Origin of the sequence: Agrobacterium vitis, assembly GCF_037039395.1 — a bacterium.
Lineage (GTDB): Bacteria > Pseudomonadota > Alphaproteobacteria > Rhizobiales > Rhizobiaceae > Allorhizobium > Allorhizobium vitis_E.
On record NZ_CP146244.1, the window covers coordinates 763,569 to 782,448 of the forward strand.

The window sequence follows — 18,880 nt, forward strand, 5'->3', positions numbered from 1 at the left end:
CCGCTTATGAACGGAGAGGCGGGGGCCCAGATTTGGGCCACTATGTATAAAAAGGAGATTGCCATGAAGATCGAAAAATACGGTTCTGCCCAGTGGTCCGGTGGTTTGAAAGACGGAAAAGGCAAGGTTTCGACGCAGAGCGGCGCCTTGGATGCCTATCCTTACGGCTTCAACACCCGCTTTGAAGGTGTCACCGGCAGCAACCCGGAAGAACTGATCGGAGCTGCCCACGCGGCCTGCTTCACCATGGCTTTATCGATGATGCTGGGCGAGGCTGGACTGACCGCCGAAAGCCTGGAAACCAAGGCCAATGTGACCCTGGAAAAGCAGGAGGCTGGTTTTGCCATCACGGCCATCGAGCTTGTCTTGAAGGGTAATGTGCCCGGTGCCGATGAAGCCCGGTTTACGGAAATTGCCAATCAGGCTAAGGCGGGATGCCCGGTTTCCAAGGCTCTGGCCGCCGTGCCAATCAGCCTCAGTGTTACCCTGGGATAACCAGTTATCCTGGGATAACTACGTTACTCTGGGATAACCGGTCCGGTCTGGCTTGAATGCCAGGCCGGGCTTTTGCGCTTTTTTCAAGAGATGATATCGCTGTCCTTTCAAAGCCCCTGTGATCACCGGCTGGCACGTGCTAGGCAAACTCAGCAGCTTGACATCACGGATCGCTGCCAACCGCGAGGGACGCCGTTATGCCGACACTGAGTGACGAGGGCCAAGCGCGTCTGAGCGACATTGCCACACGCCATGGGGTGAGCTTCGGGGCGGTCGAGCATTTGCTGATGGCGTTGATGGCTGGCAACGGCTACCAGGCCCAGTTCAACCACCCGGATCTTGGTGGCATGGGGCAATGGTCGCAGGGTGGCATGACCATGGTTGGCGATATGTTCAACAATGGGCTGAAGGCCCGGGTCGACAATCTTTGCTCGGATATCGCCACGTTGCTGCAAACCAGTGATCTGCATCGCCCGGCATCCGGCTATGCCTCATCCTCGCAATCACAATCGCAGGGAAATGGCGGGTTCGGTGGCTTTGCCAGCGGCGTTAGTCTCTTCATCCCCGGCAGTCTTTCAGCAGCAAACTGGTGGCCAGCGGATCTTGGCTTTCCGGCTTCGACCGGCGCCCAGAACAATTTGCGCTATGCGTTTTTCCCGTCAAGCCGCAGGCTGGCGATCGATATCGGTGGGCGCACGACAGTCTACGATACCAGAGACCACCAGATCGGCGGATTTTCCCAGCAACAGGGCGGCGACCAGACGTTGAGCTTCACCTCCCAATATGGGCTGGTGCGGCTCTCGGAGCTTGAAGTCGTGTCTCCCGGTACGAATTCGCCCGTTACGAATGTGGTAGGCGAAGCCGCGACTGCGCCCCTCGCGCCGGTCATGCCACCCGTCGCCCCTGTTTTTGATAATCCTGAACCAGCGAGTGAGCCTTTGGCGTCGGAGATCCAGGCATTTTCGGCAGGGACTTCTCCCAGGCATCCAGCCGCTCCCCCGGCAGCCAGTGACGATGAGATCTTTGCCAAGATCGAAAAACTCGCCGCCCTGCATGGCCGCGGCATCCTGACCGACAAGGAATATCAGGACAAAAAGGCCGATCTTCTGTCGAGGCTCTGATTGCAGACGAATTCTGCTCGATGATGGACATTCGGGATCTGGGATGATGGGGTGGCCGAACAGGCCGCCGCATAGTTACGCCTGCATGGCCGTATCGTGTCATTGAAAAAGCGCTGTATAAATAGGCGCTTAACACCTGCTTTTTTCCACAAGGATAGATCATGTTATCCTGGACGCAAATAGGTTCAGTGGACATCTTTCAATTTAAATCTATATATTTTATAGTGAATACGCAGTGGCAGGAGTCGAGGACTGGCAAATTCAACAGGCACTCAGGGCATGCCTGTATGGCTATCCTGAAGGCCGCTTGATGGAGGGCATCATGCTCCAGTTTATTTCAGGGGTTTCTCACTTGGGGGTTTCCCAAGCGAAAAGCAGCATTTCGCCTGCCCGTAAGACGGTCGTTATTGTCGGTGGAGGGTTTGCCGGCGCGTCAGTGGCAAGGTTTCTGGCGCAGCGGCAGGACGATGATCTGCAAATTCTGGTTTTTGAGCCGAGATCCACGCTGGGGGCCGGGCTTGCCTATGACACGGACGATCCGGCTCTTCGTCTCAATGTGGAAGCAAACCGGATGATTGCCGACGGCAAGGAGCCGCTTGCCTTTGCCGAGTGGTTGCGGCAATCCGGCGCGCTTGCGGACGATCCGGACGCCCGGGTCGAATGCACAGGCAGTGATGCCACCCAGGTATTTGCGCGCCGTGAAGCCTTCGGGCGCTTCATGGCGGAGCGGATGGCGCCTTATCTGGAAGACGGTCGCATCCAACACATCCGCGAGACGGTGGAAACCGTGACCCGGATTGGGAGCCGCTGGCTGGTGACCGGCAATTTGGGCGCCTGGATCGAGGCCGATATCGTCGTCATGGCGGCCACCCACCCGGCCCCCAAGGCACCGCGGGCATTGCAATCAGCCCTGCAAGGTCATCCACGGTTTATTACCAATTCCGTCGCGGGCCAGAGCCTTTGCGGTATCCGTGCGACGGATCGGGTTCTTGTCGTCGGCATGGGTCTGACGGCAGCGGATATTGTCGCCAGTTTAACGGCCCGTGGCCATCGTGGCGAGATCACCGCCTTTTCAAGGCGGGGTATGTCGTCCCGTGGCCATACTCTTCAGCCCCAGGACTGGTTTTGCTCGTTCAGCGAGGATGATTGTCGCTCAGTGCGGTCGTTGATACGTGCCGTGCGGCGTGCGGTGGCCGATGCGCAGGCCCATGGTGTGACCTGGCATGCGGTGACCGACGCCCTGCGTAAACAGGGCCAGACCATCTGGGCGCGGCTCGATGCGACGGAAAGAAAACGGCTGTTGCGCCACGCCCGCCGTCTTTGGGACGTGCATCGCTACCGGCTGCCACCCCAGGCGCAAGCCATTTGGCAGCAGCGGTTGGCTGAGGGCAGTCTGACACTTGCCTCAGGCCGGATGATCAAGATCGAGCGGGGTATCGAGACCATCGCCATCGATCTCGTGGCAGCCTCTACCGGGCTGGTGGAGCGCAAGCTGTTCGACTGGGTGGTGCTGGCAACAGGCCCCGATCATGCCAGTGTCCTGAAATCGCAATCGATGTTGCTGACGCTGGAAAGCACGGGCCACCTCCAGGCCGATGCTTATGGGCTTGGTATCGCCTGTGATGAGAGCGGTCAGGCCATTGCTATCGACGGCCGGCCGCAAGCGGATCTGTTCATCGCAGGCCCGCTGGCACGCGGTACGTTTGGCGAGCTGATGGGCGTCCCGGAAGTCTCCCGCCAGGCCGAACTGGTGGCACATCGTATCGCCGATGCCGTTATCGTCAGCCGCAGCGCTACTGTATAATTCCTTAAATCTGCGTGGATTTGAGGAGGAAAGCGCTACTGAGAAGCTTTGATGGCCTTCACAGGACGCCCACGTTTTGGTGTGCCGTTTACCCCCTCTGTCCTGCCGGACATCTCCCCCCAAGGGGGGAGATCAGATTGTCTGAACTGCCAGTTTTTCAGAAAATTACCGGTATCGATAGAAGATGGGTAAAAGACAGGGCAAGAAGCCTTCTGTTGGTCGATCTCCCCCTTTGAGGGGGAGATGCCTGGCAAGGCAGAGGGGGGTGAGCCGCGCATCAAAACGTTTGCGTCGCTTATTGTCGCGCGCCATATAACGCAAACGGCGTTGCAAAGCGCCATAATATCATGGTTTGCCAGCCCGGTCGCATCGATGCTGGGCTGGTATTCTCTTTATGCGGGGGCCGCGTCTCCCAGCAGTTTCTCCAATATCTGTGCTTCAATTGCCGCGCATTCCGCCGTGGCGTGCCGCCTTGGGCGTGGCAATGCAACCTTGTGGTCGAGCGCGATGCGTCCGGCGTCGATGACGACGATCCGGTCGGCCAGGGCGACGGCCTCAGACACGTCATGGGTGACCAGCACCGCCGTAAATCGCTGCTTTTGCCAGATCCGTTCCAGCAATTGCTGCATTTCGATCCGGGTCAGCGCATCGAGCGCGCCCAGCGGTTCATCCAGCGCCAGGATATGCGGATGCGCCGCCAAGGCGCGGGCAAGCGCGACGCGCTGTTTCTGGCCGCCTGAGAGAACGGAGGGCCATTCGCTTGCCCGTGTGCCAAGGCCAACCTCTTCCAGCAGGGCGCGGGCGGCCGAAAGCGCTTCCTTGCCCTTGGCGATTCCGGTCAGTCCAACGGCGACATTGTCGTCAATCTTTGCCCAGGGCAGAAGGCGTGGCTCCTGAAACATCATTCGAACCCGGGCGGCATCGCTCTTGTCGGCATGATGGACAAGTTCGCCGGAACTTGGTTTGTCCAGCCCAGCCAGCAACCGCAGCAGGGTGCTCTTGCCGCAGCCGCTCTTGCCGATGATCGCCAGGAACTCACCTTCTGCGACATCGAGGTTTATGCCGTCGAGCACGGTCTGGGTTCCGAAATTCTTTCGGACATTGCGGAAGGAAAACGCCGGGCGGGGGCTGGCAAGCACCGGTTGGGATGCCTGTTCCTGTCTTGTTGCAGGATGTGCTTCCTGAACTGGCCGAAGCCGCGTCATCGTCGTTGCGGTCATGGGTCTTACCTCGCTGTCTGGTAGGCCGGATGCCATTGCAGGAACACGCGCTCCAGGAAACGGGCAAGCAGATCCGCCAGTTTGCCGAGCAGCGCATAGATGAGAATGGAAAGAACAACCACGTCGATCAGCAGGAACTCACGCGCCTGCATGGCCATGTAACCGAGGCCGGAAGAGGCGGCGATGGTTTCCGCGACGATCAGCGTCAGCCACATGATGCCAAGGCCATAGCGCAATCCCGCAAAAATCGCGGGCAGGGCGCCCGGCAGGATAACCTTGCGAAACAGCCGGTAGGGCTTCATGCCGTAAAGGCGGCCCATTTCCACCAGTTGTGGATCGACGCTCTGGATGCCCAGCAGGGTGTTGACATAGATCGGGAAAAACACGCCGAGCGCGACAAGAAAGAGCTTGGCCTCCTCATCAATTCCGAACCACAGGATGACCAGCGGGATCAACGCCAGATGGGGAATATTGCGCACCATCTGCAAGGTTGTATCGGTAATGCCACGGCTCAATGCGGACAGGCCGTTGAGCAGACCGAGTGCAAAACCGATGCCGCCGCCAATGGCAAAGCCCGCCAGCGCCCTTACGGTGCTGACGCCAATATTGGTTGGCAACTCGCCCGATAATGTCAGCCGCCAGAAGGCTTCGGCGACGGCAGACGGTGCCGGTAACACGTTTTGCTGCAACAATCCGGCGCGCGACGATGCTTCCCAGGCAATCAGGATCAGCAAAGGCAGCGCCCAGCCGATACTGTTGCCGGCCAGCCGCGACAAGCCAGCCCCGAACCATGCAAGTCCATGCGAGGGTGCATGTCCGGCATCTTGTCTGAGGTTTGAATTCTGCATCGCTTCAACTCCGGATCATTATCTTCAGTTGCCTGGGTCTTCAGTTGGTTGGCGCAACCCACACGGCGTCTTTGATGTTGATTTTCTTCGGGATCAGGCCGAGCCGGAAGAAACGGTCTGCCGTCTCTTGCTGGGTTGCCACGATCTCGTCGGTAATCTTGAAAATGCCGAACTCGGCCCGGTTGGCGGCCAAAGTCTGGGCATTGAGCGGCACGCCGGTAATGTCATGCAGGGCGGCGGCCAATTGACCGCGATTGTTGGCGGACCATTCCGCCGCGACGGCAAGCGCCTTCAATACGGTCGCCAATGTGTCGGGATGGCTTGCCGCAAAGTCACGATTGGCGAGAAAATAGGTTTTGACGTCAAGCACTTCGCTGGAGCGGGCGAGCGTCACCAGATCGTAACGGGTCTCGGCAATCGCCAGGAACGGGTCCCATACGGCCCAGGCGTCCACCTTGTCGCTGGCAAAGGCTGCCGCCGCATCAGCAGGGCCGAGATAGACCGGGGTGATCTCGTCAAAGCCGATCCCGGCCTTTTCAAGGGCAACCACGACGAGGTTATGGGCGCTGGTGCCTTTTCCGACTGCGACCTTGCGGCCTTTGAGACCGGCCAGATCCTTGATGCCGGAACTGGCCTTGACGACGATGCCTTCGCCTTTGCCATTTGGTGGCAGCGCCGCAGCATAGACAATGGCTGCCCCGGATGCCTGCCCGAAAATCGGCGGCGCATCTCCCGTCCAACCGACATGGACGGAGCCGACATTCAAGGCCTCGACCAGCGGCGGCCCGGCAGCGAACTCCACCCAGGACACCGAGGTCCCCTGCGACTTGAGGGCGGCTTCGATGACGCCCTGCTGGCGTGCAATGACTGGCAGACCGGTTTTCTGATAGCCGATTTTCAAGGTACCCAATCCTTCGGCCCGCGCGCGGAAGGCAGCGCCAAGTGTCAGGGATAAAGCGAGGGAGCCAAGGGCACCGGTCGCGAATAGGCGGCGGGTCAATTCTGTCATGTTGCGTCTCTTGAAAACCTAAGTCCGGGCGATTGCGCCTTAGGTTAGAGTATATAGTCTATGGAAATAATGGAGATAAAATCGATCAATATTCCCCGAACAGCGAAAACATTTTTCCTCATTGGACAGTTTTCCGGGTTGGGGCGTGCGCCGATGATGCCCTCATGCGGTTGGGGCCTGATGGCGCGAAAACCGGCTCTCATGTCTAACTTCGGTCTCGGCATCTTCAGAAGAGACGAAATTCCGACCCCTGGAGACGGTAAAATGGCGGCAGGAAATTTCCGCAATCGCCCATAAAGCGAAAAATATTGCTTACAAATTCCATAGACTAAATCATCATATAGGTCTGACGAACGTGACAGACCGAAGAAAGAGACCGCTGATGATCAACCGCAGACAGACCCTTGGCTTGCTTGGCGCTGCCAGCACCATCCTCGCCTTGCCGGCAATCCGTACCGCCCAGGCGGCCACCACGACCCTGCGGATCGGCTGGCAGAAGAATGGTGTGCTGGCACTGGCCAAGCGCACGGGCGCGCTTGAAAAGCGTCTGGCTGCACGCGGCGTTACCGTGACCTGGGCCGAGTTCACCTCCGGCCCGCCGCTGCTGGAAGCGCTGGGCGCCGGTGCGCTCGATTTTGGTCCGACAGGAGATGTGCCGCCGCTGTTTGCCCAGGCGGCGGGCGGCAATCTCCTTTATGTCGGCACTTACAAGGGAGCACCCTCCGGCACGGCATTGCTTGTTCACAAGGATTCGCCGATCCAGACGATTGCCGATCTCAAGGGCAAGAAGCTAGCCTTCAAGCGCGGCTCGAGCGCCCATAATTTCGTGGTCAAGGCGCTGAAAACGGCAGGATTGACGCCAGCTGATGTCAAGGCAGCGGATCTGTCGCCTGCCGATGCGGGGGCGGCGTTCAAATCTGGAAATGTCGATGCCTGGGCGATTTGGGACCCCTATTTTGCGGTGGCCGAGACCGATCCCAATGCGAGAGTGCTGACGACGGCCAGCGGCATTGTCGATAGCTGGAGCTTCTATTTCGGCAATGGTGATTTCACCAGTAAAAACCCGGAGGTGATCACTGACGTTATCGATGAATTGCGCAAGACCGGCGTCTGGGCGCAGAGCCATCTGGATGAGACGATCACCGCGCTTGCCGAAATCACTGGCGTGCCGCGCGACACGACAAAGACCGTGCTGAGCCGGCCCGGCGCGGATCTCGGCAGCGTTTCTACCCTGAACGATGAGGCCATCGCTTATCAGCAGGCCTTGGCCGACGAGTTTCACGCCCTGCAAATTCTGCCGAAGCCTTTGAAGATCGCCGAGATCGTCTGGCGCCCGAAGGCCAGCTGAACCATTTTCATGAAAGGACTTGTCCATGTCTAAAACGTCCAATGCGCAAAATGCGCGGCCCATCGACTTTCTCTGGTTCATCCCCACGTCGGGTGACGGCACCTATCTCGGCTCCAACGACCTGACCCGTCCGGTCGATCACGGTTATCTGCGTGAAATTGCTATTGCCGTCGACCGGCTCGGCTATTACGGCGTATTGCTGCCGACGGGGGTCGCCTGTGAGGAATCCTTCGTCACGGCGGCGTCGCTGGCCGCCCATACGCAGAAACTGAAATTTCTGGTCGCCATTCGCCCCGGCACGGCATCGCCCGCCTATTACGCACGGTTGGCGGTGGCCCTGGACCGGGTCTCGAACGGCCGAACGCTGCTGAATATCGTTGTGGGCGGCAGCCCTTCCGAATTGGCGGGTGACGGTATTTTCGTCTCCCATGACGAACGCTATGCCCATGCCGACGAGTTTTTTACCGTCTGGGAAGATCTTCTGAGCAAGGGCCATGCCGATCTGAATGGCAAATATATCCGTGCCGAAGGCGCGCGCCTAGGCTTCCCGCCGGTACAATCGCCGCGTCCGCCGCTCTATTTCGGCGGCTCTTCGGATGCCGGGATCGATTTTGCCGCCCGTCGCGTCGACAAATACCTGACCTGGGGCGAACCGCCAGCGCAGGTCAAGGAAAAGGTCGAGGCGGTGCGCGCTGCCGCTGCCCGCAGCGGGCGGGATGTCTCCTTTGGCATCCGTCTGCACTTCATCGTCCGCGAAACCGATGAAGAGGCCTGGGCCGCCGCAGACAAGCTGATCTCCAAACTGTCAGATGAAACCATCCGCGAAACCCAGGCGCGCTTTGCCAAGGAATCCGACTCGGTGGGGCAGCGCCGCATGACGGAATTGCACAATGGCCGACGCGACAAGCTGGAAGTCTCGCCCAATCTCTGGGCCGGGGTGGGACTGGTGCGGGCAGGGGCCGGTACGGCCCTGGTCGGGTCGCCGGAAACGGTGGCGGAGCGCCTGCGGGAGTATCAGGCCATCGGCATTGATACGGTGATCGGCTCCGGCTATCCGCACCTCGAAGAAGCCTACCGTGTGGCGGAACTGCTGTTTCCGAAGCTTGGCCTGGGCAGGTCGAGTGAAAACGACATCAAGCACAGCGACTTCGCCGATTCGAAAGTCTTTGCCGGCGGAGGCCATTCCGGTGGTTTCCGGGTCGTTTCCGGTTCCTGACGCCCTTCAATTGTCGCTCATGCGCCATACCGCTCTGGATTAAACCGGGGCGGTGTTGCCTTTTTTGATGTTTCCATGCAACGAACGGCGGTGAAACGTCGGTCGATCTGTCGTTTGCCAGCCACAATCCCTTGCGGCGAAGCTTGAATATGAAATACATAATTTTTATATGTTTTTAAAATTCGTGCTGTAGTTTGGCTTTATTGCCATGGTGAAATGCGGATGGGGCCGAGATTTGTTGGTCCGGAATGTTGGGAAAGCAGATAGTCATGCTGACGAAAAAAGGCAAATACGGTTTGAAAGCGCTGGTGGATCTGGCTCAGCTTGGACCGGGTGAAACAGCGTTCATCAGCGAGATTGCGCTCAGAAACAACATTCCGAAGAAGTTTCTCGACACCATTCTGCTTGAATTGCGCAATGGCGGCATCCTGCGGTCCAAGAAAGGCCCGGGCGGTGGTTACTCCCTGTCGCATCCCGCCAGTGAAATCCGCATTGGCCACGCTATTCGTCTGCTGGATGGGCCGCTTGCGCCGATCCGTTGCGCTAGCCGCACCGCTTTTGAAGCTTGCGACGATTGTGCCGATCCGGTCAACTGTCAGGTCCGGCGGTCGATGACCCAGGTGCGGGACGCCATCGCTTCTATTCTCGACAATATGACCCTGGAACAATTCGTCGCTACGCCAAGCCTGAATGAGCTGACGCAGGATGAGCAGCAGGAAAAGCGCGCTACTGCATAATTCCTTAAATCTGCGAGGATTTAAGAAGGAAATCATGCAGGAGCTATCAAGCGCGTCAGCGAACCTTCGTGCGCTATATAGGGCGCACGGCGATCTCGTTAAAATTGCTGGTTTCCGTCACTTTCCACTATGAACCATATCTACCAGACCATGGATCAGCCTGCCGGATCTGAATGATCCGGCAGGCTGATTTTTTGTTTTGGCCGCAGAGTCAGCCCAGAAGCGGTGTGAAATTGCCGTAACGGCCGTTCTGATAGGCCAGCGGACTGCCTTCGCCGAGCTGGATCGAAATGACCCGACCAATGATGATGCCGTGGCTGTGGCGGTCGATGATCTCTTCCACTTCACAGTCGATTGCGGCGAGCGCACCGACCAGCAGCGACGCGCCGCTAGGCCCGACCAGCCAATTTGACCCGTCATAGCGGGCCTCTCCCTTCAGCCCCCCAACGCCGGCAAAACGATTGGCGACAGGCTCGTCATGACTGGCAAGGATGTTGAGGCCGAAATGACCGTATTTCCGGATCACCGGATAGCTGGAAGAGGTCCGGTTGATATTGACGATAACCGTTGGAGGATCGACGGACAAAGCGGTAGCGGAGGTGACGGTTGCGCCGGTGCGCTCTGCCCCTTGGCCCGCCGTGATCACCGAAACCTGGCCACTGACAGTGCGCATGGCCGATTTCAGCAGACCCGGCTCCACGGAAGGCTGCGGATAGGGCGTAGCGTTGGCGTCCTTGCGCGGCATGGTGAGGATCGTCATGAGCAATCTCCAAATGGTGGCTTTTCCTGCCGGTAAAATGGAATCTCACTGCTCTTTTGTCAATGTAATCCATAATTTTAATAGACTAAATTATGAGAAGAAAATTCTAAAAAATGGAGATATTCAGCATTCCTAGACTAAGAAACATTTTAACTCTACGATGCAGCCGATATAATGTGCTAAAAATGCGAGAGCCTATCAGGTTCAGTCTGAACAGATAGGCTCTTACTTCTCTTGATGTCGTTTGTCTTTTTGCGAAAACCGGGGTCCAGTTTTTCTAAGACAAACAATGGCAGCGTTTCTCAGCAAGTCACCCGGTGGAATCATCATCCGAAAAACCGCTCAACCCAAGTGTTCCCTTGCGCAAAAGCGAAACGATGATACCGGCGTCAGCGCTTTGGAATTCGGCTACGCCAAGAGGCGCGGTTGCATATGCAAAGCGCGGGTCCGCTGCGGCAGACTGAGCGATTGTCGAGGCTTCCAAGGCTGCTGCATTGGCTGCCGATGCGATCAGGAAGGCGGTATGGCGATGCCGGTCCTGGGTGCCGATCTGGGCGGCATCGATGGCGCTGGCGGCTTTTTCGATGACGGCTTCGGCCGTTGCCAGCCGCAGGGCGGCATCGGCGATGGCGCCGGTTTTTGATGGGTCAAAATCGGGTTCGAACGTGTCATCAGGCAGATGAGAGGGGGCCAATACCGGGCTTCCGAACAATTGGCCGAATGCAGCTTTGCCTCTCCCCAGTTCCACCGCGGCCTGCAAGAGCAGATCCATGGCCTGAGGCACATCCGGCCCCTGGGCCGGACGCCGGGTTTGCAGTTGTGCGTCCTTTTCGCCTCTCTGGTCGCGAAACAGCACAGGCTCACCCCGATCCGGCTGGCTTTTGTCCGAAAGAGAATTGGCGATCGGCGTCATCGTCGCCGTTCCCCCAGGGAAAAACAGATGGGCTGGCTCTTCAGCCTGATCATGGACGGACACCATGATCCAATCGGCAGATGTGGCATTCGGCGAAGCCATGCCGGTGCCATTCAGTGACCAGCCAAGTCCATTATAGGAAAGGTGCAGGCCGCTGTCTTTCAGGCTTGCCGCAGACGGTGCTTTGACGCGGCCTAAGCGCATGCCTGCCAGTGCGGCAGCAAAGAAATAGGATTTCTGTGCTTCGCTGCCATGGCTGCGTAACAATTCCAATGCACAATAATGGCCGGCAAGCATGGCCCCCAATGTGGGACAAGCCTTTGCAAGGACACAGCAAATGGTCGATAGCAACACATTTGAAACGTCGATCCCGCCGTAATCGGTCGAGACGGAAATGCCAAGAAGCCCTGACCTCAGCAGATGGTCGAGGATTGGTTTTTCATAGGACCCGTCATCTGCCGGCACTGCACTTTCGGCCAGCACATGCGCGGCGCCAAGGGCTTCGTCCTCGGCTTTGATGAAGGCAACTGGTCTAGCCAGTCGGTCGAAAACGGGCGAGAATGTTCCCATGACGGCATCTCCCTTTTGTCTCGATTTCGAAATTCCGGGCCAGTGAGGTATCTTCCCGCTTCACGAGAGCCGCAGCCCGCCAAACAGGTGAGCAATAAACGATATTATCATATCGATAGATTTTGTATAGTTTCCTTTTCAAAGGGTTGTGGGCGTCTGTGACGTCGTTGTTTCAGCCCTCATTGAGCCTGGCTTCGAGCAAAAGTTTTACCAGCCAATCCACGAAGACCCGGACCTTGTTGCTCAAATGCCGGTTCGGTGGATAGACGATATAGAGAGGAAGCGGCTCGCGCCTCCAGTCCGCCAACACCTGTACCAATTCACCTGATGCGATGAGGCTGGCGGCCATGAACCGGGGAACCGGCGCAATACCGAGACCGTTCTGGGCGCAGGTCATATAGGTGCGGCTATCGTTGACCGAAACGATATAGCGGGCGCTGATCTCCAGCTCTTCCTTGTCCTTTTTGAACGTGAATGGCATTTTACGGCTATTGTTGCTGCTGAAATAGTTCACGCAATAGTGGTGGTTTTCCAGTTCGCGCGGATGGGCCGGGATGCCGAATTTTTCGATATAGCGGGGGGCGACGCAGGTGATCATTTCCACGTCGCAAACCCGTCTGGCGATCAGTGACTGATCGGATGGCGTACCAGCCCGCAAGGCACAATCGACGTTTTCGGCAAGATAATCGACCATCCGGTCGCTGACGCCGAGATCGATGTGCATATCTGGAAATTTCTGATGAAAGTCGCAGAGGGAGGGCACGACGATCCAGTCTGAAAACGCGCCGGACATTTCGACACGCAAGCGTCCGCGGGGTGTGCTTTGCGCATTGGAAAGACTCTCGTCCAGCTCAGCCAATTCCGAAACGATCTGGACCGCCCGCTCATAATACAAGGCCCCGTCCGTCGTCACCATGACGCGACGGGTGGTCCGGTTGAGCAGTTTGGTCTGCAAATGGGCTTCCAACCCCTGGATGAGATTGGTGACCGTCGCCTTTGGCATATCAAGCCGTTCAGCCGCTCGGGTAAAATTGCCGGTTTCCACCACGCGAATGAAGGCGCGCATTGCCGAGAGCTGGTCCATGGGAATCCGCCTTATCGATGTGCGTTGCACTATTGTTCGAAAATACGAACAGTGTTGTAGCAATATGCCAACTTGTTCCATTTGGCGAATAACAATAGATTTTAACTGAAATTGCAAGCGTGCATATCACTGTGGTCTCGGTCCGTCAGACCAGGGAAAATCAAAGGTCCCGGAAGTGGGCTGAGGAGGGTCGAAGCAATGTCGGTGCCAATGCCGGTGCAAGTGAAAGATATGGTGCTGGACAAAGTGGCCGTCGGGCCGGTGTCGGCGCGTGTCTATCAGGGCGCCGAATATGGCAAGGGTCCGCCGGTCGTGTTGTTCTTTCACGCAGGTGCCTTCATGGCATCCGGCGTGGTGGACAGTTCGGTTGCGGCATGTCTGGCGAGGACCGGCGCTATTGTGGTGGTGCCGGACTACAACGCGCCGCTTGGGCCGGTCTTTCCCAGTCCGCTTGAGGTGGGCTTTTCGGTTTTCTCTTATCTCGCCAACAAGCGAGCCGGGCTTGGCGACCGTAAATCGCTGCTGTTGCTGGCTGGTGTTGAGGCGGGTGGTAATATTGCCGCCAGCGTCGCGCTGAAGGCACGGGATCATTTCGCTGACCAACTTGACGGCCAGATCCTGCTGTCGCCGCTGCTCGATCCATTCATGGGGACGGCTTCCATTCGTGAAGCTGAAGCCATCGGCATGCGGGAGCGCTGGGCGGAAGGCTGGAGCCGCTATCTCAGCGGTGGCGGATGCCATCCTTATGCGGCACCTTGCCTCTGTTCGCGTCTCACAGGCGTTGCACCCGCCTTGGTTTTGAGCGCTGAGGACGATCCTTTGCGTGATGAAAGCCTTGGGTTCGCGCAAAGCCTGAAACAGGCCGGTGTTAAAACCTGTAGCCAGATCCTGCCCTCGGGCAAGGGTTGGTCATCCATCTATGGCGGTCAACAGATCCATGCATCGACATGGGAGCCTGAGCTTGAAAGCCAGTTCGAAGACTTCGTTAAACAGATCAGCATTCGCTAGAATGCCGTGAAACCTGAATGAACAATGGCGGCCTGTGGGGGCCGCAAGGAGATTGCCAATGTCATCCAGAAAACACCGCTGGGCCCTTATGGGCGCCGGCCTGGGCCTTGTTGTGTCCATTTCAGCCGTGTCCGTGGTTCTTCAATTGCCGATGAGTACTGCTGCAACGGCGGCCTCGGCGGCTGCACCGGCTCCTGCCGTGCCGGTTACGGTTTCCAAGGTTTCCAGCCGGAATTTCACCCATTGGGAGCTGTTTTCCGGCCGTCTCGAGGCCGTTGAACGGGTCGATGTGCGACCACGGGTCGGTGGAGCCATCCAATCCGTCCATTTCCGTGAGGGCGCGTTGGTCAAGGCAGGCGATCTGCTGTTCACCATCGATCCCGCCCCTTATCAGGCCGCTGTCGATCAGGCGGAAGGCCAGTTCGCTTCAGCTGAGGCCAAGGTCGATCTTGCCAGAATCGAACTGGATCGCGGCTTGAAACTATCGGGCAACAGCACGATTTCGCAAAGCGACATGGACCAGCGCCGCAATAGCTTTACCCAGGCTCAGGCCGCCATGGGAACCGCGAGAGCACAGCTGCAATCGGCTCAACTGGAGCTGGATTATACCCAGGTGCGCGCCCCGGTCTCCGGCCGCGTCGGTAAGCTTGAGGTTACAGCAGGCAATCTGGTGGCCTCGGGGTCGTCTTCTTCGGTCCTGACCACACTGGTGTCTGTCGATCCGATCTATGCCAGCTTCAATGTCAGCGAACAGCTGGTTGCCAAGGCTCTGTCGCAACTGCCGCAAACCGGGGCTGCCTTGGCCGATATCGACCGCATCCCCGTTGAAATCGGTACTTTGGCCGATGACGGCACGCCGATCAAAGGCAAGCTGCAATTGATCAACAATCAGGTCGATGCCGCCAGCGGTACGATTGGCGTGCGCGCCGTCTTCGACAATCCGGGCGGCAGGCTTATCCCTGGCCAGTTCGTGCGGGTGCGCATGGGACAACCCGTGCCGGAAAACAAGATCCTGGTCAGCGAACGGGCGATTGGTACCGATCAGGACAAGAAATTCGTTTTCGTGGTCGATGGCGATAACAAGGTGAATTACCGCCAGATCCAGCTGGGTGCCGTGGCCGAAGGCCAGCGTGTGGTGGAAAGCGGGCTTGCTCCTGGCGATACGATTGTCGTCAACGGCCTGCAACGCATTAAACCGGGCGCAATCGTAGCACCGCAGCCGGAAGAAAAGCTCGCGGCGTCGAAGTAAGCACAGCCTCCGCATCGACCTGACGCTTTTTTCGCAAAGCGCGAGCAATCGTCAGGTCCAATATCCTCCCGGCAGCAAAGGCCGCCGGGCAGGACTGTCATACACATATCCACCGTTTGCCGGACGAACATCGCTTTTGTCCGAGGGCGGAGTTGTTTCACGCCGGAGAGGGCTTTGAAATGAACATTTCCCGATTTTTTATCGACCGTCCGGTGTTTGCCGGGGTGCTGTCGGTGTTGATCGTCGTCGCCGGATTGATTGGCATGCGGTCGCTGCCGATTTCCGAATATCCCGATGTCGTGCCGCCGTCGATTGTCGTGCGGGCCACCTATCCTGGCGCCAATCCGAAGGTGATAGCTGAAACCGTGGCAACGCCGCTGGAAGAGCAGATCAATGGTGTCGAGGGCATGCTGTACATGTCGAGCCAGGCGACCTCGGACGGCGTGATGACGCTGACCGTGACCTTCAAGCTCGGCACCGACCCCGATCAGGCACAGCAACTGGTGCAGAATCGGGTGTCGCAGGCCGAACCGCGTCTGCCGGAAGAGGTCAAGAGCCTCGGCGTGACCACGGTCAAAAGCTCTCCCGATCTGATGATGGTCGTCAATCTGATCTCCCCCGACAATCGCTATGACATTACCTACCTGCGCAATTACGGCGTCCTGAACATCAAGGATAGGCTGGCGCGGATTGCAGGTGTCGGTCAGGTGCAGATCTTCGGTTCCGGCGATTATTCCATGCGTATCTGGATCGATCCGCAGCAGGCGGCCGAGCACGGACTGGCGGCCAGCGATATTACCACCGCCATCCGCGCCCAGAATGTCCAGGCTGCCGCCGGTATCATCGGTGGATCACCAAGCCTGCCGGGGGTTGACGTACAGCTGAATGTCAACGCCCAGGGGCGGCTACAAACGCCTGAGGATTTTGGCAATATCATCGTCAAGAGCGGTGCAAACGGCCAGATCACCCGATTGCGCGATGTTGCCCGTGTCGAGCTTGGCGCTTCCGATTACGCGCTCCGCTCGCTGCTGGACAGCAAGGCCGCTGTCGCCATTCCGGTCTTTCAGGCGCCAGGTTCCAACGCCATCACCATTTCCGATGAAGTGGTGAGGACGATGGATGAGCTGCAATTGGCCATGCCGGAAGGCGTGAAATACGAAATCGTCTACGACACCACCAAATTCGTCCGCTCTTCCATCGAAAAAGTGGTCGATACCCTGCTGGAAGCCGTGGCGCTGGTCGTGCTGGTCGTCATCCTCTTCCTCCAGACCTGGCGGGCTTCGATCATTCCGCTGATCGCGGTTCCGGTGTCGATCATCGGCACATTTGCCGTGATGTATGCCTTCGGCTTTTCCATCAACGCGCTCAGCCTGTTCGGACTGGTTCTGGCCATCGGCATCGTGGTGGATGATGCCATCGTCGTTGTCGAAAATGTCGAGCGCAATATCGAAAATGGCCTGTCGCCACGTCAGGCGACCTACCGTGCCATGAAGGAAGTGTCGGGGCCGATTATCGCCATTGCCCTGGTTCTGGTGGCGGTCTTTGTGCCGCTGGCGTTTATTTCCGGTCTGTCGGGCCAGTTCTACCGCCAGTTCGCCTTGACCATCGCCATTTCGACCGTGATCTCGGCGCTGAATTCGCTGACCCTGTCACCGGCGCTTGCCGCTCTGCTTCTGAAGGGCCATCATGCACCGAAGGACCGGCTGACGCGCGGCCTGGATTTTCTGCTGGGCTGGTTTTTCCGAGGCTTCAACCGGGTCTTCGGTGCTGGCTCCCATGCTTATGGAAGAAGCGTCGGTGGTTTGCTGTCGCGCAAAAGCATCGTCATGGTCGTTTATCTGGCCCTGGCCGGTGCCACCTATGGCCTGTTCAATGCCGTGCCGGGCGGGTTCGTGCCAGCACAGGACAAGCAATATCTGATCGGCTTTGCCCAGTTGCCGGATGCTGCCAGCCTTGACCGCACGGAAGATGTGATCAAGCGGATGAGCGACATCGCACTTGCCCAGCCGGGCGTGGCTCACGCCATCGCCTTTCCAGGCCTGTCGATCAATGGCTTCACCAATTCCTCCAATGCCGGCATCGTCTTCGTCACCCTGAAGGATTTCGACCAGCGCAAGACGCCTGATCTGTCCGGTGGGGCGATTGCCATGCAGTTGAACCAGAAGTTTTCCTCCATCCAGGATGCCTTCATCGCCATGTTCCCGCCGCCGCCCGTCCAGGGGCTCGGCACGACCGGCGGCTTCAAGCTGCAATTGGAAGACCGGGCGGGACTGGGGTATCAGGCGCTGGATGAAGCCACCAAGGCCGTGTTGGCCAAGGCCTACCAGACACCGGAACTGACCGGCCTGTTTTCCAGCTTTCAGATCAATGTGCCGCAGCTCTATGCCGATCTTGATCGCGCCAAGGCAGAACAGCTCGGTGTCTCCGTCACCGATGTGTTCCAGACCCTGCAAATCTATCTGGGGTCGCTCTACGTCAATGACTTCAATGCCTTTGGGCGCACATACAGCGTTCGTGCCCAGGCAGATGCCAAGTTTCGGGCCACGTCCGACAATATTGGTCAGTTGAAAGTACGCTCCGCATCGGGCCAGATGATCCCGTTGTCTGCGCTGCTGCGGGTCGATCCGACAACGGGCCCGGAGCGCACCAACCGCTATAACGGCTTTCTGGCTGCCGATATCAATGGCGGCCCGGCGCCGGGCTTTTCATCCGGCCAGGCCCAGGCGGCAATTGAAAAGATTACAGCCGACGTCTTGCCGAAAGGCATCGGCTACGAATGGACCGATCTGACCTATCAGCAGATCCTGGCGGGAAGCTCGGGCTTCCTGGTGTTCCCGCTGGCTTTGCTTTTGGTCTATCTCGTGCTTGCCGCGCAATATGAAAGTCTGACCCTGCCTCTGGCGATCATCATGATCGTGCCGATGGGCGTATTGGCGGCGCTGACCGGGATATGGCTGACCGGAGGAGACAATAATATCTTCACCCAGATCGGCCTGATCGTGCTTGTCGGGCTCTCGGCCAAAAACGCCATCCTGATCGTTGAATTTGCGCGGGAGCTGGAATTTGAAGGCAGGACCCCGGTTCAGGCGGCTATCGAGGCCAGCCGGTTGCGTCTGCGCCCGATCCTGATGACATCCATGGCCTTCATCATGGGTGTCGTTCCGCTGGTCACCTCAACCGGTGCCGGGGCCGAAATGCGCGCTGCCATGGGTATTGCGGTGTTTTCCGGCATGATTGGCGTGACGTTCTTCGGCATTTTCATGACGCCGGTCTTTTACGTGCTGATCCGCAAACTGGCCGGCAATCGTCCGCTGGTGCAGCATAACCACGATGACCATGGGCAGGACAATGACAAGCCAATGCCCATGGCGGCCGAGTAAGGAAAACGATGTGCCGTTGCGCTTTCCAGGCGCAGCGGCACATCGATGTTTATTTTCTATTCTTGTAGTTCGCCGACAGCACTCAGCCTGAAACCGTTTCCTACTTGCCCGCCTGTCG

15 protein-coding genes are annotated in these 18,880 nt (G+C 58.2%); 9 read left to right on the forward strand and 6 right to left on the reverse strand.

Annotation, left to right across the window (positions count from 1 at the left end; translation table 11 throughout):
* Positions 1-63: 63 nt before the first annotated feature.
* The 3 genes from V6582_RS24785 to V6582_RS24795 all read left to right on the forward strand — a co-directional run bounded on the left by V6582_RS24785 (position 64) and on the right by V6582_RS24795 (position 3,420).
* The gene (locus tag V6582_RS24785; protein WP_156630210.1) at positions 64-495 is read left to right on the forward strand and encodes an OsmC family protein; all 432 of its coding nucleotides are present in this window, start codon (positions 64-66) and stop codon (positions 493-495) included.
* 197 nt (positions 496-692) lie between these two features.
* Complete coding sequence (locus V6582_RS24790; protein ID WP_156630208.1) at positions 693-1,616, forward strand: SHOCT domain-containing protein; 924 nt, start codon at positions 693-695, stop codon at positions 1,614-1,616.
* Positions 1,617-1,938: 322 nt separating this feature from the next.
* On the forward strand, positions 1,939-3,420 hold the full coding sequence (locus tag V6582_RS24795; protein WP_197434263.1) for an FAD/NAD(P)-binding protein: 1,482 nt from the start codon (positions 1,939-1,941) through the stop codon (positions 3,418-3,420).
* Positions 3,421-3,812: 392 nt separating this feature from the next.
* Here the strand turns inward: V6582_RS24795 and V6582_RS24800 are convergent, their stop codons facing one another.
* The 3 genes from V6582_RS24800 to V6582_RS24810 are packed head-to-tail and all read right to left on the reverse strand — an operon-like array spanning position 3,813 to position 6,497.
* Positions 3,813-4,640 carry an ATP-binding cassette domain-containing protein gene (locus V6582_RS24800; RefSeq protein WP_156630204.1) on the reverse strand — a complete coding sequence of 276 codons (828 nt, stop codon included), beginning with the start codon at positions 4,638-4,640 and terminating at the stop codon, positions 3,813-3,815.
* Positions 4,641-4,645: 5 nt separating this feature from the next.
* Positions 4,646-5,488, reverse strand: coding sequence for an ABC transporter permease subunit (locus V6582_RS24805; RefSeq protein ID WP_234889543.1), 843 nt, complete (start codon positions 5,486-5,488; stop codon positions 4,646-4,648).
* A 40-nt stretch (positions 5,489-5,528) separates the two neighbouring features.
* Complete coding sequence (locus tag V6582_RS24810) at positions 5,529-6,497, reverse strand: aliphatic sulfonate ABC transporter substrate-binding protein (protein ID WP_156630202.1); 969 nt, start codon at positions 6,495-6,497, stop codon at positions 5,529-5,531.
* A gap of 382 nt (positions 6,498-6,879) precedes the next feature.
* Here V6582_RS24810 and V6582_RS24815 point away from each other — a divergent pair, with 382 nt between their 5' ends.
* From V6582_RS24815 to V6582_RS24825, 3 genes are all read left to right on the forward strand, one after another.
* On the forward strand, positions 6,880-7,845 hold the full coding sequence (locus tag V6582_RS24815) for an aliphatic sulfonate ABC transporter substrate-binding protein (RefSeq protein ID WP_156630200.1): 966 nt from the start codon (positions 6,880-6,882) through the stop codon (positions 7,843-7,845).
* 25 nt (positions 7,846-7,870) lie between these two features.
* Positions 7,871-9,061 (forward strand): FMNH2-dependent alkanesulfonate monooxygenase, encoded by a 1,191-nt coding sequence (gene ssuD, locus V6582_RS24820; protein ID WP_156630198.1) that lies wholly within the window; start codon positions 7,871-7,873, stop codon positions 9,059-9,061.
* Positions 9,062-9,330: 269 nt separating this feature from the next.
* Entirely contained in the window at positions 9,331-9,798 is a 468-nt protein-coding gene (locus V6582_RS24825; protein ID WP_070147699.1) for an RrF2 family transcriptional regulator, read from the forward strand.
* 211 nt (positions 9,799-10,009) lie between these two features.
* On the opposite strand, the gene V6582_RS24830 is transcribed toward V6582_RS24825, so the two are convergent.
* The 3 genes from V6582_RS24830 to V6582_RS24840 form a co-directional block, all read right to left on the reverse strand.
* Positions 10,010-10,558, reverse strand: a complete 549-nt coding sequence (locus V6582_RS24830) for a flavin reductase family protein (RefSeq protein ID WP_156630196.1) — start codon at positions 10,556-10,558, stop codon at positions 10,010-10,012.
* A 310-nt stretch (positions 10,559-10,868) separates the two neighbouring features.
* On the reverse strand, positions 10,869-12,041 hold the full coding sequence (locus tag V6582_RS24835; protein WP_156630194.1) for an acyl-CoA dehydrogenase family protein: 1,173 nt from the start codon (positions 12,039-12,041) through the stop codon (positions 10,869-10,871).
* A 172-nt stretch (positions 12,042-12,213) separates the two neighbouring features.
* A complete protein-coding gene (locus V6582_RS24840) occupies positions 12,214-13,125 on the reverse strand; it encodes a LysR family transcriptional regulator (protein WP_156630192.1) in 912 nt (303 codons plus the stop codon).
* A 210-nt stretch (positions 13,126-13,335) separates the two neighbouring features.
* On the opposite strand from V6582_RS24840, the gene V6582_RS24845 reads away from it, so the two are divergent.
* From V6582_RS24845 to V6582_RS24855, 3 genes are all read left to right on the forward strand, one after another.
* Positions 13,336-14,133, forward strand: a complete 798-nt coding sequence (locus V6582_RS24845; RefSeq protein ID WP_156630432.1) for an alpha/beta hydrolase fold domain-containing protein — start codon at positions 13,336-13,338, stop codon at positions 14,131-14,133.
* A gap of 58 nt (positions 14,134-14,191) precedes the next feature.
* Positions 14,192-15,382: an efflux RND transporter periplasmic adaptor subunit gene (locus V6582_RS24850; RefSeq protein WP_156630190.1), complete on the forward strand. Its 1,191-nt coding sequence runs from the start codon at positions 14,192-14,194 to the stop codon at positions 15,380-15,382.
* A 179-nt stretch (positions 15,383-15,561) separates the two neighbouring features.
* Complete coding sequence (locus V6582_RS24855) at positions 15,562-18,762, forward strand: efflux RND transporter permease subunit (protein ID WP_156630188.1); 3,201 nt, start codon at positions 15,562-15,564, stop codon at positions 18,760-18,762.
* Positions 18,763-18,880 lie beyond the last annotated feature (118 nt).

Bases quoted from the DNA above. Each gene is read 5' to 3' on its own strand.
- V6582_RS24810 (WP_156630202.1), bottom strand. From the start codon at position 6,497: ATGACAGAATTGACCCGCCGCCTATTCGCGACCGGTGCCCTTGGCTCC.
- ssuD (WP_156630198.1), top strand. From the start codon at position 7,871: ATGTCTAAAACGTCCAATGCGCAAAATGCGCGGCCCATCGACTTTCTC.
- V6582_RS24855 (WP_156630188.1), top strand. From the start codon at position 15,562: ATGAACATTTCCCGATTTTTTATCGACCGTCCGGTGTTTGCCGGGGTG.
- V6582_RS24785 (WP_156630210.1), top strand. From the start codon at position 64: ATGAAGATCGAAAAATACGGTTCTGCCCAGTGGTCCGGTGGTTTGAAA.
- V6582_RS24800 (WP_156630204.1), bottom strand. From the start codon at position 4,640: ATGACCGCAACGACGATGACGCGGCTTCGGCCAGTTCAGGAAGCACAT.
- V6582_RS24815 (WP_156630200.1), top strand. From the start codon at position 6,880: ATGATCAACCGCAGACAGACCCTTGGCTTGCTTGGCGCTGCCAGCACC.
- V6582_RS24840 (WP_156630192.1), bottom strand. From the start codon at position 13,125: ATGGACCAGCTCTCGGCAATGCGCGCCTTCATTCGCGTGGTGGAAACC.
- V6582_RS24835 (WP_156630194.1), bottom strand. From the start codon at position 12,041: ATGGGAACATTCTCGCCCGTTTTCGACCGACTGGCTAGACCAGTTGCC.
- V6582_RS24790 (WP_156630208.1), top strand. From the start codon at position 693: ATGCCGACACTGAGTGACGAGGGCCAAGCGCGTCTGAGCGACATTGCC.
- V6582_RS24825 (WP_070147699.1), top strand. From the start codon at position 9,331: ATGCTGACGAAAAAAGGCAAATACGGTTTGAAAGCGCTGGTGGATCTG.
- V6582_RS24830 (WP_156630196.1), bottom strand. From the start codon at position 10,558: ATGACGATCCTCACCATGCCGCGCAAGGACGCCAACGCTACGCCCTAT.
- V6582_RS24805 (WP_234889543.1), bottom strand. From the start codon at position 5,488: ATGCAGAATTCAAACCTCAGACAAGATGCCGGACATGCACCCTCGCAT.
- V6582_RS24850 (WP_156630190.1), top strand. From the start codon at position 14,192: ATGTCATCCAGAAAACACCGCTGGGCCCTTATGGGCGCCGGCCTGGGC.
- V6582_RS24845 (WP_156630432.1), top strand. From the start codon at position 13,336: ATGCCGGTGCAAGTGAAAGATATGGTGCTGGACAAAGTGGCCGTCGGG.
- V6582_RS24795 (WP_197434263.1), top strand. From the start codon at position 1,939: ATGCTCCAGTTTATTTCAGGGGTTTCTCACTTGGGGGTTTCCCAAGCG.